This is a genomic window from Bacillus sp. JK106, from assembly GCF_053663355.1.
The window spans coordinates 105,738-118,467 of sequence record NZ_JBSJQC010000002.1 but is presented as its reverse complement, the minus strand read 5'-3'; the positions used below and the strand labels follow the sequence as shown (position 1 = coordinate 118,467).

At 47.0% G+C, this 12,730-nt stretch carries 13 protein-coding genes; 5 read left to right on the top strand and 8 right to left on the bottom strand.

Going from position 1 to position 12,730, the window contains the following annotated elements; translation table 11 throughout:
• Positions 1-31: 31 nt before the first annotated feature.
• Together ACWJJS_RS06105 and ACWJJS_RS06100 are read right to left on the bottom strand one after the other, a co-directional pair.
• Positions 32-1,291 (bottom strand): ABC transporter permease, encoded by a 1,260-nt coding sequence (locus ACWJJS_RS06105; RefSeq protein ID WP_454023410.1) that lies wholly within the window; start codon positions 1,289-1,291, stop codon positions 32-34.
• Positions 1,284-2,180 carry an ABC transporter ATP-binding protein gene (locus ACWJJS_RS06100; RefSeq protein WP_003155257.1) on the bottom strand — a complete coding sequence of 299 codons (897 nt, stop codon included), beginning with the start codon at positions 2,178-2,180 and terminating at the stop codon, positions 1,284-1,286. Before ACWJJS_RS06100 ends, ACWJJS_RS06105 begins: the two co-directional genes overlap by 8 nt.
• Before the next feature lie 105 nt (positions 2,181-2,285).
• Between ACWJJS_RS06100 and ACWJJS_RS06095 the strand changes: the two genes are divergently transcribed.
• Positions 2,286-2,471: a YhzD family protein gene (locus ACWJJS_RS06095; RefSeq protein ID WP_003155259.1), complete on the top strand. Its 186-nt coding sequence runs from the start codon at positions 2,286-2,288 to the stop codon at positions 2,469-2,471.
• A gap of 24 nt (positions 2,472-2,495) precedes the next feature.
• On the opposite strand, the gene ACWJJS_RS06090 is transcribed toward ACWJJS_RS06095, so the two are convergent.
• Entirely contained in the window at positions 2,496-3,263 is a 768-nt protein-coding gene (locus ACWJJS_RS06090; protein WP_015239501.1) for an enoyl-CoA hydratase, read from the bottom strand.
• A gap of 184 nt (positions 3,264-3,447) precedes the next feature.
• Between ACWJJS_RS06090 and ACWJJS_RS06085 the strand changes: the two genes are divergently transcribed.
• The 3 genes from ACWJJS_RS06085 to ACWJJS_RS06075 are packed head-to-tail and all read left to right on the top strand — an operon-like array spanning position 3,448 to position 5,548.
• The gene (locus tag ACWJJS_RS06085; RefSeq protein ID WP_007610381.1) at positions 3,448-3,801 is read left to right on the top strand and encodes a hypothetical protein; all 354 of its coding nucleotides are present in this window, start codon (positions 3,448-3,450) and stop codon (positions 3,799-3,801) included.
• A 27-nt stretch (positions 3,802-3,828) separates the two neighbouring features.
• Positions 3,829-4,326, top strand: coding sequence for a cation:proton antiporter regulatory subunit (locus ACWJJS_RS06080; protein WP_003155265.1), 498 nt, complete (start codon positions 3,829-3,831; stop codon positions 4,324-4,326).
• Positions 4,327-4,333: 7 nt separating this feature from the next.
• A complete protein-coding gene (locus ACWJJS_RS06075) occupies positions 4,334-5,548 on the top strand; it encodes a cation:proton antiporter (RefSeq protein ID WP_454023409.1) in 1,215 nt (404 codons plus the stop codon).
• Between the two features lie 26 nt (positions 5,549-5,574).
• Here ACWJJS_RS06075 and ACWJJS_RS06070 read toward each other — a convergent pair whose 3' ends face one another.
• The 3 genes from ACWJJS_RS06070 to ACWJJS_RS06060 form a co-directional block, all read right to left on the bottom strand.
• Entirely contained in the window at positions 5,575-6,864 is a 1,290-nt protein-coding gene (locus ACWJJS_RS06070; protein WP_003155267.1) for a lysine N(6)-hydroxylase/L-ornithine N(5)-oxygenase family protein, read from the bottom strand.
• Positions 6,865-6,966: 102 nt separating this feature from the next.
• Positions 6,967-8,469: a coproporphyrinogen III oxidase gene (locus ACWJJS_RS06065; RefSeq protein ID WP_031378451.1), complete on the bottom strand. Its 1,503-nt coding sequence runs from the start codon at positions 8,467-8,469 to the stop codon at positions 6,967-6,969.
• A gap of 112 nt (positions 8,470-8,581) precedes the next feature.
• Complete coding sequence (locus ACWJJS_RS06060; RefSeq protein WP_031378450.1) at positions 8,582-9,448, bottom strand: Cof-type HAD-IIB family hydrolase; 867 nt, start codon at positions 9,446-9,448, stop codon at positions 8,582-8,584.
• Positions 9,449-9,831: 383 nt separating this feature from the next.
• Here ACWJJS_RS06060 and ACWJJS_RS06055 point away from each other — a divergent pair, with 383 nt between their 5' ends.
• Complete coding sequence (locus ACWJJS_RS06055; RefSeq protein WP_369614354.1) at positions 9,832-10,971, top strand: DNA alkylation repair protein; 1,140 nt, start codon at positions 9,832-9,834, stop codon at positions 10,969-10,971.
• Between the two features lie 38 nt (positions 10,972-11,009).
• Here ACWJJS_RS06055 and ACWJJS_RS06050 read toward each other — a convergent pair whose 3' ends face one another.
• The gene (locus ACWJJS_RS06050) at positions 11,010-11,360 is read right to left on the bottom strand and encodes a YlbF family regulator (RefSeq protein WP_007409239.1); all 351 of its coding nucleotides are present in this window, start codon (positions 11,358-11,360) and stop codon (positions 11,010-11,012) included.
• Between the two features lie 85 nt (positions 11,361-11,445).
• Positions 11,446-12,579 carry a DUF445 domain-containing protein gene (locus ACWJJS_RS06045; RefSeq protein ID WP_071392044.1) on the bottom strand — a complete coding sequence of 378 codons (1,134 nt, stop codon included), beginning with the start codon at positions 12,577-12,579 and terminating at the stop codon, positions 11,446-11,448.
• Positions 12,580-12,730: the final 151 nt, after the last annotated feature.

The following is a 12,730-nucleotide window of genomic DNA, read 5'->3' as shown; positions in this document are numbered from 1 at the left end:
AAAACAGCCCGGCTGTTCCGGGCTGTTTCACTTATTTTTTGGAGATGCGCAGCGCTTGTTTGATCGCTTTGAATCCGCTGGCGTTTCCGTAAATCAATACGCCGCCTTTGTAAATTTTCGCGCCGACCGCCGCAAAGATCACGATAGTGACCAGTGTCAGGGTGATCCCGGCCGCAGCCTGCCAAAACGGGATATCGAGCATCCCGACGCGTAAAAACATAATCATCGGCGTGAAAAACGGAATGTAAGATGTAACGGTAATAAAACCGGCGTCAGGATTACCGATGCCGAACATGGCGATCATAAAACCTGCCACGACTAAAAAAACCATCGGCTGAATCGTCTGCTGTACGTCCTCTATCCGGCTGACAACACTGCCGAGAAACGCGGCAAGCGTCGCGTAAAGAAAATAGCCGAGCAAATAGAAAATGACGGCATAGACTATCGTCGAGACAGGAACATCCGTAAAATTGAGAAATGCACTGATCGGCGACGACGCATCATTATGAGGGTTCAGCTTCAGTGAGAGATAACCCGCTGCAATCAGCACCGCAAACTGTGTGATCCCCACGAGCGCGATACCGAACAGTTTGGCAAACATCTGCTGAATCGGCGGCATGCTTGAAATTAAAATTTCCATGACGCGGGACGATTTTTCCGTCGCCACTTCCATCGCAATCATGCTTGCGTACATGATAACTGAGAAGTAGATGACAAACAGCATGATGTATACAAGCCCCATTACCTGACCGAGCTCTTCCTCAGATTTCGCCCCTTTTTCCAGCGCGTCTTTGCTGACTTCCGGCGGAGTGTAGAGGCTGCTGACTTTTTCTGCCGAAATGCCGAGCTTGGCGGTTTCGACAGCGGTTTTTGTCTGGGTTAAAGCCTGCTTGAGCAGTTTATACGCTGATTCATCGGAAATGGTCAGCGCCTTGTATGCTCCTGTTATCGTTCCTTTTTGATCTTGTCTGATGATAAACAGTCCGTCCCATTCACCGTCTTTGACACGCTTTACGGCATCTTTTTCGGACTCCTTCGTCTCCATTGCCTGCAGATCATTGTCTGTATCCGCCGCTTTAAGCTGTTTTGCAAACGCCGGGTACAGCCCGCCCGTTTCATCAATCACCGCGATTTGCTGCTTGCCGTCATCCGATTGAAACACGGAAATAATCGATTGCAGGTTGGTCACCGCTAATACTAATAAAACGGTAATGGCGGTCGAAATAATGAATGACTTTGTCGCGATTTTGTTTTTATATGTATGAAACAGCATAATCCAAAATTTATTCATATACGGCCCCCACCTTTTCTATAAAAATATCATGCAGTGACGGCTCTTCCAATTCGAACTTCCGTATAAAACCTTTCCCTTGCAGCGCCCGGAAAATATCCTGAGAAACCGGTTCATTCGCAACCTGCAGTCTGATTCCGTCATTTGTTTCCTTCCATTTCACGACACCTTCATGCGTTTTTAAAAAGCTGAGGTCATCATCTGAATGAACGGTGACATTTTTTTTGCCGAAAGACCGCTTAATGTCTTTCAGATTGCCTTGAACGACGGGTTTTCCCTTCTGGAGAATGCACAAATTCTCGCAAAGTTCTTCCACATGCTCCATTCGGTGGCTTGAAAAAACGATGGAAACGCCGCTGTTTTTCAAAGAAATAACCGCTTCTTTCAGCAGCTCGACATTCACCGGATCAAGACCGCTGAAAGGTTCATCGAGAATCAGCAGTTCAGGCTTATGCAGGACGGCCGAAATAAACTGGATTTTCTGCTGGTTTCCTTTTGACAGCTCTTCGACTTTCTTATTCTTGTAATCTGTAATGCCGAAGCGTTCGAGCCATGTCATGAGCTCTTTTTCCGCTTCTTTTTTGCTCATTCCTTTTAATCTCGCCAGATAGACAAGCTGGTCACTCACCTTTACTTTCGGATACAGCCCCCGCTCTTCCGGGAGATAGCCGATTTTTTCACTGATGGAATAATTGACCGGCTTCCCTTTCCAGGTGATATGCCCGTCAGTCAGGCTTAAAAGACCTAAAATCATCCGAAAGGTCGTCGTTTTTCCCGCGCCGTTTGCGCCGAGCAGCCCGAACATTTCCCTTTCAGGTATTTGCAGGTTCAAATTGTCAACAGCGGTAAAGCTGCCGAATGTTTTCGTTACATTTTCAATTGTAAGCACGAATCCAACTCCTTCCTTGACCCATTATATACTAATAATGGGTAAAAATTAATGGAGGATTTTAAATTCTTTATCAGAATATCATTCTATAAAGGGGGTGACATGATGGGACAATATGTATTGACCGCATTCCATGCGTCGGGAGAAACGCTGCTGGATGAACGGATCGAAGCAGATAATGAGGCGGAGGCGAAGGCCGCCGGAGAGGCTTTGTTAAAGGAAAAAAAGCTTGAGAACAGTACTCACCGCTTGGTAAATGAAGCCGGAAAGCTGATTTTATTCCACAGATAACAGAAGCTTTCCGGCTTCTGTATTTTACCGGTTAAATTGCGGCGTCCGTTTTTCTAAAAAGGCGCGGATGCCCTCTTTATGATCATCCGTTTTTCTCATATTTTCCTGGGCCTTTCGTTCAAGAGACAAAACGTCTTTTAACCGGCTGATATGAAGGCTCTGATAAATAGCCTTCGTTTCAATCATCGCTGACAGCGGCGCATGCAGCAATCGGTCGATATACGGTTGTGCCCCCTCCGCAGGGCCGCCGCTGAACAGCCCGTCGGCAAGCTTGAGCCGCACCGCTTTTTCAGCCGGCAATTTTTCACCGCTCCAAATCAGTTTTTTCGCTTCGATCTCACCGACGCGTCTCATTAATAAATAATGGCCTCCACCGTCGGGAACCAATCCGATGCCGATGAAATTCATCGCGAGTCGGGCGTTTTCTTCGGCGAGCACCACATCGGCGCACAGCGCGAAACTCAGCCCGAGCCCCGCCGCGGCTCCGTGGATGGCGGCTATCACAATTTTTTTCATATCATAGAGCGTCAGCGTAATGGATTCAATCATTTTCATGAGCCGTTCATATTCTCCTGAATCATGATCAGACGTCATCATCTGGATATCACCGCCCGCGGAAAATCCCCTGCCTTCCCCCCGCAAGAGGACGATAAGCGCTTCACTGTCGGCTGCCATAACGCATGCATTTTCCAATTCCCGGAGCATTTGTTCATTCAGCGCGTTGTAACTGTCAGGCCGGTTCAGCACAATCTCTGCGATCTTTCCCTTTTCTTCATAACGAATATACTTCATGTTTACTCCCTCCTTGAATCCGCTTACATATTTTGTTCAAATGATATATTCCTTCCCCCGAAACGAAACTCCTCTATTTTTCAAGGTCAACAGATACCGAAAAATGCATATCATTTGAAACTGAACATACATTTTTATATAGTGAAATTGATATACAAAACAAAAGGGGGGAAAAACACCGATAATGAAATATGTGATACTCAGCTTGTTACTGAGCTTTTTTATGGTGCTGTTCCCCCCTTCGGATGTCGCTCTTCCTTCCCAATTGGTGACAGAAACAGACAGCCATGTACAAATTTCGGTTTACCCGCAGGAAACGGAATCGGCAAAGACGCCGGTTCAAACCAAAACCGCTCCGCAAGGCCTGTCAAAAGGATACGGTGCGTTATCCCGGATGATCTCCCTGTTATCTGTCAAACCTCTTGATCAATTCATTGATTCCACAATGGAAAGGACATGCGCCATTCCGATACAATACCAGTCAAATTACCTCCGGCATCAGACCATTTCTCATTGCCAATCTGTATTTACGGTGTAAAAACAGTATATTCCGGAGGGATTTTTTATGAATATTAAAGAAAACGATCTGCCCGGCATCGGGAAAAAATTCGAAATCGAAACGAGAAATCATGAAAAAATGACGATCATCATTCATGATGACGGCAGGCGGGAAATTTACAGATTTGATGACCGCGACCCTGATGAGCTTCTGGCAAGCATTTCACTTGATGATGCGGAAGCAAGACAGATTGCCGCAATTATCGGCGGGATGGTGTACAAACCGCAGGCGCTTGAATCGATTGAAATGGCGTTCAGCGATCTGATTATCGAATGGTTTAAAGTTGAAAAAGGGGCAAAAGCGGCAGGGCGGACGCTCGGCGAACTGGATGTGCGCCAAAACTATGACGTGACGGTTATCGCCATCATTAAGCATGACCAGAAAAAGTTTTTAAACCCGGGCGCTGATTCGCTCCTTGAAGCAAACGATACACTCGTCCTCTCAGGTGAAAGAAAGCATCTGAAAAAACTGATCCAAGACTTCCTCTCCAGAGACGGAGTGTGATCTGTTTATGGATCATCTCGTATTTGAAGTCGGTACGGCGTTAGTTCTTGTGGCCATTGCGAGTGTCATCGCCAATAAAATTAAATTCTCGATCATCCCCTTCCTGATCATTTTAGGAATGCTTGTCGGGCCGCACGCGCCCCAAGCGGGCATCATTGACCTGACGTTTATCGAAAGCCGGGAAGTGATTGAGTTTTTCGGACGGATGGGCGTCCTGTTCCTCCTCTTTTACCTCGGGCTTGAATTCTCGGTCGGAAAATTAGTCAAATCCGGACGTTCAATCGCCGCCGGCGGAACGATTTATATTCTGATTAATTTCAGTTTAGGGCTGATCTACGGCTTTATCACGGGCTTTTCCTTTTTGGAAGTGCTTGTATTGGCGGGCGTCATCACGATATCATCAAGCGCCATTGTCGCAAAGGTGCTTGTCGATTTAAAGCGCACGGCCAATCCGGAAACTGAACTGATTCTCGGCATCATTATGTTTGAGGATATCTTTCTGGCGGTTTACTTGTCCGTCGTTTCCGGGCTTGTTCTGGGAGACTCGACGTCTGTCGGGGGCGCGCTGATGTCAATCGTGATCGCTTTCGGATATATGCTGCTGTTTTTCATTGCCGCCCGGAAATTGCCGCCTCTGCTGAACAAGCTGCTTGATATCCGTTCAAACGAGGTATTTGTCATCGTCATTTTCGCCGCGCTCTTTTTCATTGCCGGCTTTTCCGAAACGATTCATGTCGCTGAAGCGATCGGCGCGCTCTTGCTCGGACTCGTATTTTCGGAGACGGCCCATTCTGACAGGATTGAGCATCTTGTCGTGCCGTTCCGTGACTTTTTCGGCGCCATGTTTTTCTTCAGCTTCGGCCTCAGCATTGATCCGTTTTCACTCGGAGATGCGGTATGGCTCGCCCTCGGCGCCGTTCTGCTGACGATTGCCGGAAACTTTATCGCCGGCATGATCGCCGGACGCCGGGCGGGGCTTTCTCATAAAGCATCGTCCAATATCGGGCTGACCATTGTGTCCCGCGGCGAATTCTCCATTATCGTCGCAAATCTCGGCATCGCCGGCGGCCTGTCCGCTTCACTTAAACCTTTCGCCGCCTTATATGTTTTGATACTGGCCATCTTCGGCCCTTTGCTCACGAAAGAATCGAAGCGGATATATCTCCTGCTGAACAGCATATTCAAATGGAAGACGCCTGAAAAGAAGCCGCAGAAATCATAAAAAAAAGCTGACCTCTTCATAAGAGGTCAGTTTTTTTGAGCGGGAAGAAATTGCTGAAAAGCCGTTTTTTTATTAATGGAGAAATGCTCTTTTCCCAGAATGGTATTGATGATTTTTTGGTTTCTGTAAACAGACAGCTTCAAATTCGTAGCGCCCGTTCCGTGAGCATGATCAAGATTCGTTAATGTGAAAAAGTGATGCCGCCTGTCGTCCTTAAAGACAAGACGGGAATCGGCCGTCACTTTAAACCGTTTCTCATCCTCCCATTCAATATCGGGGGCAATTGCCGTAAACCATTCCGGAATATGAGGTTTAAAGCCGGTCGCCAATATCACTTTTTCTGAATCGGCCGTAAAGGTTTCATCCATCTGCCATTGATGAAAGCTCAGTACGCAGCGCCCGTTTTGCTTTTCAATTTTTTCAAGCTCCGCCATCGGCTGAATATACACGTCAGGTGAACCTCCGCTGATCGATCTGTGATACAGGGCATCGTAAATGGCGGCAAGTGTGTCAGAATCAATGCCGTGGCGCAGTCCGTCCAGCTCAGGGAGTGTGTTCAGCCGTTCTTTAAAAGGCAGGCGGTTAAAATATTCCACATAATCAGGTGTAAACATTTCCTGCCCGAGCTTGGCGGTTTCCAATTCTCGAAATCCGGCGGAGCGTGTCACCCATTGCAGCCGGCTGCGGCGGTATTGTTCATCATGCAATAAGTCAGAAAAGATCTCCGCGGCGCTCTGTCCGGAGCCGACCACTGTAATTGATTCGGCGCCGGCGAGCTCGTCTTTCCGGAACAAATATTCCGTGCTGACCATCGTGTCCTGACGCGCTCCGTCATCAATCTCTGCGGGAATAAGCGGTTCAGACCCCGTCCCCATGACGAAATGCTTCGTCTGATAGACACTGATGCTTCCGTCCTCAATGTTCTTGACGCTGACTTCATAATGTCCGCCGGCATTTTTCACGCCGATTACCTCTGAGCCGAAACGGCATGATTTGATTTCTGAAGCCGCCCAGCTTAAATAGTCGTTAAATTCCCGTCTCGGAATATCAAATTCATTAAACGTATAAAACCGGTACAGCCGGTCATGTTCATGGAGAAAGTTTAAAAACGTGTAGCGGCTTTTCGGATCGGCGAGCGTGACCAGGTCCGCCAGAAACGCCACCTGTAAATCCGTTCCTTTAATTAATAGACCGGGATGCCACGCAAATTCTTTCTTTTTATCGAAAAAAAGAGCGTCTGTTCCGGGTATATCCTCTAACAATGCGGCAAGCCCTAAATTAAACGGCCCGATTCCCGCTCCTATGACATCATACATAATTACACCTCTTGCGAATAACAGTCTGATGAACTTTTTCCCGTTTTTACAGACGGTTAAACATAAAAAAAACGGCACGCTGATTCCGTGCCGTTTTTGATATTATAATGCAGATTTGACGAACATCTCATCTAAGTATTTGATTTTCTCTTCTGTATAATGCTCGAATCGGTCATTATATGATTTCGGGTCTTTCGGATTGGCGAAGTGCGTGATTTTTCCGGTTTCCGGATGAATGAATTTGCTTGCCGCGCCGCAGCCGATACCGATAATCGTCTGCACTTCTTCCATAATCATAATGTTGTAGATGCTCTCCTGACCCGGGAAGGAGTAGCCGACATTTTCAAGGTTTCCGAGAATGTTTTTCTGCCGGTACAAGTAGTACGGCGTATAGCCGTGCTCTTTTGTCCAGCGGACGGCGTCATCCATCATGCGGGATACTTCCTGCCTGTCGGCAACTTTATACTTATGCTTGTTTCTCGTCATTTCTGACGCCCGTTTAAAAGAAAGCGTATGAACGGTCAAAGATTCAGGCATCAGCTTTTCCGTTTCTTCAAGACTGTGCCTGAACTCAGCCGTCCCTTCTCCCGGCAGGCCGATGATCAGGTCCATGTTGATATTATTCATGCCGTGTTTGCGGGAAAGATGGTATTTTTCGATGGTTTCTTCAACTGTATGGTGTCTGCCGATGGCCTTTAGCGTTTCGTTTTCATAAGATTGCGGGTTGATGCTGATTCTGTCAATCTTATACTTATTTAAAACGGCAAGCTTTTCCTCCGTAATCGTGTCGGGACGGCCCGCTTCAACGGTAATCTCCCTGATATTTGCGACATCCGGGAAAGAGCGGACCATTTCTTCATATAAAAGATCCATTTCTTCAGCGGTAATGCTTGTCGGCGTGCCGCCGCCGAAATAAATGGTCGTCACTTTGATATCATGCCGCTTCAGCCATTCTCCGATTTTCTGCATTTCATAGTGAAGCCCCCATAAAAAGGAGCCGACTCTTCCCGCCTGTCCTTGAATGGCATAAGCCGGAAACGTGCAGTAGGCGCATTTCGTCGGGCAGAACGGGATGCCGATATATATGCTGACTTCATCTTTGACCCGGTACAGATCGGGAACCGCAGCGAGCTGACGGTCGACAATCTCCTGCATCAGATTGATTTTTTCATCATGGATCAGATAATCTTTTTTCAGATCGGCATGCGCCTCTTCTTTTGTCAGGCCGCTCTGCAGCTTTTTATGAAGAAGTTTAGTAGGCCTGATGCCGGTTAAGATTCCCCATTTTTGTGTCATGCCCGTATGTGATTGAAGAAGATTTAAGTAGACATATGACAGCGTGTTTTTCACCTGTTTAAATACTTCTTTTTCGCTCCATCCGGCAAGAAGCGGTTTCGTGTGATGTTCCTTTTCGCCGGTTCCTTTGATTTCTCCGGATACCGACACGCTGTCTGCATCTTGAGAAATGGCAAGTGAGATGACGAGATCAGAGGATGCCTCCGTTTCGCCGTACGCAAGAACACACTCTTCAAAAAATAAATTCGCGATGTTTTGCAGCGGACGATGCAGCCTGTCATCCGTTATGCCGTCTATTTTTATTTGCAATGTGATCACCTTATTTTTCAGATTCAAAACTTTCTTTAGTGTACAGAAAGAACAGGCTAAAATCAATCCGCGAAAAAGCCGCAGACCGGCGTTTCGCGTCTGCGGCTCTTGATTACGGCCGTTTCATATGGAACTTATCGAGAAAGCCTTTGCGGTGCTGCATGCGGAAATATTCCTTAATCATATAGGCGACTCCCTGTTCATCATTTGACCTTGTCACCCAGTCCGCTTTTCTTTTTAATTCATTTGAGGCATTCCCCATCGCGACGCCGAGACCGGCCAGCTCGATCATCGGCAGATCATCTTCCTGATGGCCGATAGCTACAACCTCTTCCATTGAAAGCCCGAGATCAGCGGCGACCATCGAAAGTCCGCTTTCTTTTGAAACCCCTTTAGGCACGATGTTCAGTTTTTCTCCGTTGACGCGGATCACATCGACGGCCGGGAATGCTTTCATTATCGTATCCGTTATATCAGCCTGCAGGCCATCTTCAGCATGCACTTCAATGACGGGCGCTGAAACCGGCTCATCAAGGAGCAGGTCACTTAATGATTCGACAAACTGCACCGGATAAAAAATCGGGTCAGACGGATGAATCATCGTTTTCCCGACCAGATTGGAGTTCACTTTCTTCTTGTTTCCGATCGAATATTTTTCGTGAAGAAGCCGGATATTGCATTGATAGCTTTCCAGCACCTGAACGATATTAAACGTGTGATCTTCTGATATTTTCTTTTCAAAAAACGGCTCATCTATTTTTTCAGAAATGTATGCGCCGCTGTGGGTAATCAATTTTGCATCAAGCTTTAATATTTTCGCCACTTTTTGAGCGGAGCGAAAATGGCGGTTTGTGACCAGTGTGACGTAAATCCCTTTTTTCTTGACGTATTCGATGGCATCCTTTGTCGTCTGATGAAGTTTGCCGTTGGAGCGAAGAAGCGCTCCGTCTATATTTAACGCCAGCATTTGTTTTGACACAGAGAAGTCCCCCTCCTTGATGACTGTACTTGTCATTAGGATATGACCCTGTCTCTTTGTTTAGAACAACCTTTTCTCCGCAGCAAAAAAGCCTGCCTCAAGCAGACTTTGAACTGTCGTTTTGTTGGGATACGATCGATTTGCTGCCTTCTCCCCAATGTGCATTTCTATTTACGAAATATATCAGGAACCCCTTATTTGACCGTTGATGCGCTCGTTTCACTTACTCTCTGTTGCTACCCCTTAACATACCAGGCAGTATAGGCGACCGTATCCTTAGATCATCTGTAAGTGTAGGCGCTTTCAGAGTTATTATCTCAATAATATTGTTAAAAAACAAGGGTTTTTTTAACTAAAAAAATCAGGGGAAATATCTGTGCTGAATGTATGATAAAGTTGAAAGAGAACATATATTCGCATATAATAAAAGAAAAAAAGCGGTGACTGTCATGTCTCTATTAAAAGATATTTATAACGAAGAATTTGCAGAAGCACTTCTGAACAGAATCAAATCGGCGTACCCGGCTTTTGAGCGGGACAAGTGCCGGGCGCTGATGTTTCAGGAAGATTGGCCCGGACTGACGTTAAAACAGCGGATGCGCCGGATCACAGACTCTTTATATGAAACACTGCCGAAGGATTACATACGGGCGCTTGACGTCTTATATGAGACAGCTCCCCATTTCACAGGGCTCGCCGGGATTATTTTTCCCGATTATGTCCAACAGTACGGAACGGATCACTGGGAAGAATCAATGAAGGCGCTTCAGTTTTTCACTCGTTTTTCCACTTCCGAATTTGCGGTCCGCCCGTATATCAGGCTTGACCGGGAGCGGATGTTCAAAGAGTTCCTTTCCTGGACGGAGCATCCGGACGAACATGTCAGAAGGCTTGCCAGCGAAGGCTCAAGACCGCGCCTGCCGTGGGGAATCTCCATTCCGGCTCTTCTTGACGACCCTTCTCCGATTCTCCCTGTTCTGGACCGCTTGATGCAGGATGACTCGTTATATGTCAGAAAAAGCGTGGCGAATAACCTGAATGACATCTCCAAAACACATCCGGATGTTCTGGCACAGATCGCAGCCGAGCGGTTCGGAAGCTGTCCGCACACGGATTGGATTTTGAAGCACGCCTGCAGGACACTGTTAAAAAGAGGAGACAAACAGGCGCTTGCGGTTTTCGGGTTTGAAGACGCCTCCCGGATTTCATTGGAACGTTTTACACTGAATCCGGAAACGGCCGCCATCGGAACAAGCATACATTTTTCTTTTCAGGTCCGCTCATCCGCCCGGCAAAAAGTCAGGGTTGAATACGCGATTGATTTTGTAAAGAAAAGGGGGCACCGCAGCCGCAAGGTGTTTAAGATGTCGGAGTCCGCCATGGTTAACGGAGACGTAAAAGCCTTCAGCAAACACCATTCCCTTAAAGACTTAACCACCCGCAAGCATTATCGGGGAATTCACACTCTGTCTGTCATCATTAACGGAACAGTAAAAGGTTCTCTTGATTTTTCTGTTGAATAAAAAAACCCCTCCATTTCATAGATGGAGGGGTGTGGAGCTTATTGCGGGCTGCCGTAAAGCTCTTCAAGAGGTTTCATAATGATTTTGTTTAACTCGCCGATCAGCATGCTCATGCGCTGTTCCGCTTCCATCAGCTGAGAAATCAATTCATGCTGCTGGACGAGAGCAACGGTTTTTTGTGCCTGCTCTACCTCTTCCTGAGTGATTTCTTCACCTGACATCTGTTTCTGCTGCAGCTGCAGCTGTACATTGCGGAAGTTATCAAACATGCGTTTTGCGGATTCATCTGCGTTTACTTGATCATAAAGCCCTCTCAGACGGCTGTATTCATCACTGTTTCGCAAAGCTTTTTCAAGATCATATGCTGCATCATAAAAATGAACTGCCATAGTAACCGCTCCTTTCTTCCTTTCGGACATACCACTCCACTATAACAGACTGCGGAGCGACTTTCATCATCGGCGTATGTTTTCCTTAGAAAAGAATGACAAACAAAGCCTGAATTGCTCCGATTATCCCGCCGAGCAGACCGCCTAAATACGTTATCATCTTAAATTCTCTCTTGGAAATCGACAGCACCATTTCTTCCAGCCGTTCAACGGGAAACTGATCAACCTGCTCTTTGACCACTTCCTCAAGACGCAGCCGTTTCAGCACATCCTCCAAATGAGCGGCAATACTGCCGAGTGCCGCATCAAGCAGCTTCGGCGCGTACGTCCCCGTAATCTCCCCTTCATAACGGGAGATGATGTCACCGAGCCGGCATTCGAAAAAGGGCGCGGTTTGAAGTGCGGCCAAAGCCCGCTTTTTCATGCTGAACAGCAGATCTTTCGCATTCCACTTTTCATCGGCCTCATAAAGTGTATAAGATTTGAGCTTGCCCCATTCTTGAGAAAGCAGATCAGCCAGAAGCTTTTTCGTTTCCTCATTGCGCAAAAACTTTAACAGCTCAGGCAGCACACGGTCTGCCAAGCTTGAATTGCCGAGGAACATCTGCACCATGCCGCCGAGCATCCCCCGGGAATTCAAAAAGTCGTCAATCATATTTCCGAGCCTGTCTTTCCCTTCTTCGCTCTCAAAATAATCGATGCTCCGCTTCAGGATATAATCTGCGGCCAGCGGGATTTTTTCATCCAGCTTTTCCTGCAGCTCATCAGGAAGCCAGTCTTTTATGGCGCGGTGCTCATATTTCCGGTACAGGTCCGAAAGTTTTTCATCGGTAAAACGGTCAATCCAGGCATCCGTCTTTTCCTGCGGATTCCGGATGCCCGCGGCGGCCAAAGCTTCGTGCACCGTCATCTCGGAAGCGGCCATTTTTTGCGTGAATTGTTCGGCGAAAAGAAGCGCCTGGTTTTTAACGGTATCTGATAAAAGCCGCTTTTTTATTCCTTCCGGGGTTAAAAGATGGTTCGTCACCATGAGCCCCATTTGTTTTGCCAATTCATCCCGTCTTTTCGGGATCAGCCCCGGCGTAAACGGAACCCGTTTTCCGAACAGGTAATACGGCCGGTACGGACGAAATAACATCTGAATGGCAAGATGATTCGTCACCGCGCCGATCGCGGCTCCGATCACAATCATAAATAGAAACGTTCCTGCTATGCCCATTCCTTTTCTTCTGCCTCCATCTTATGTTCTATTTTCTTGATGATATATCTATTCGTATTATAGAGGCTGGCGGGCATGCGGGCAAATGAAGAACCTGAATTGTTGTTTGTGAGGAATAAGGCAAGATGCTGTTTCGTACTCTTTACAGTAG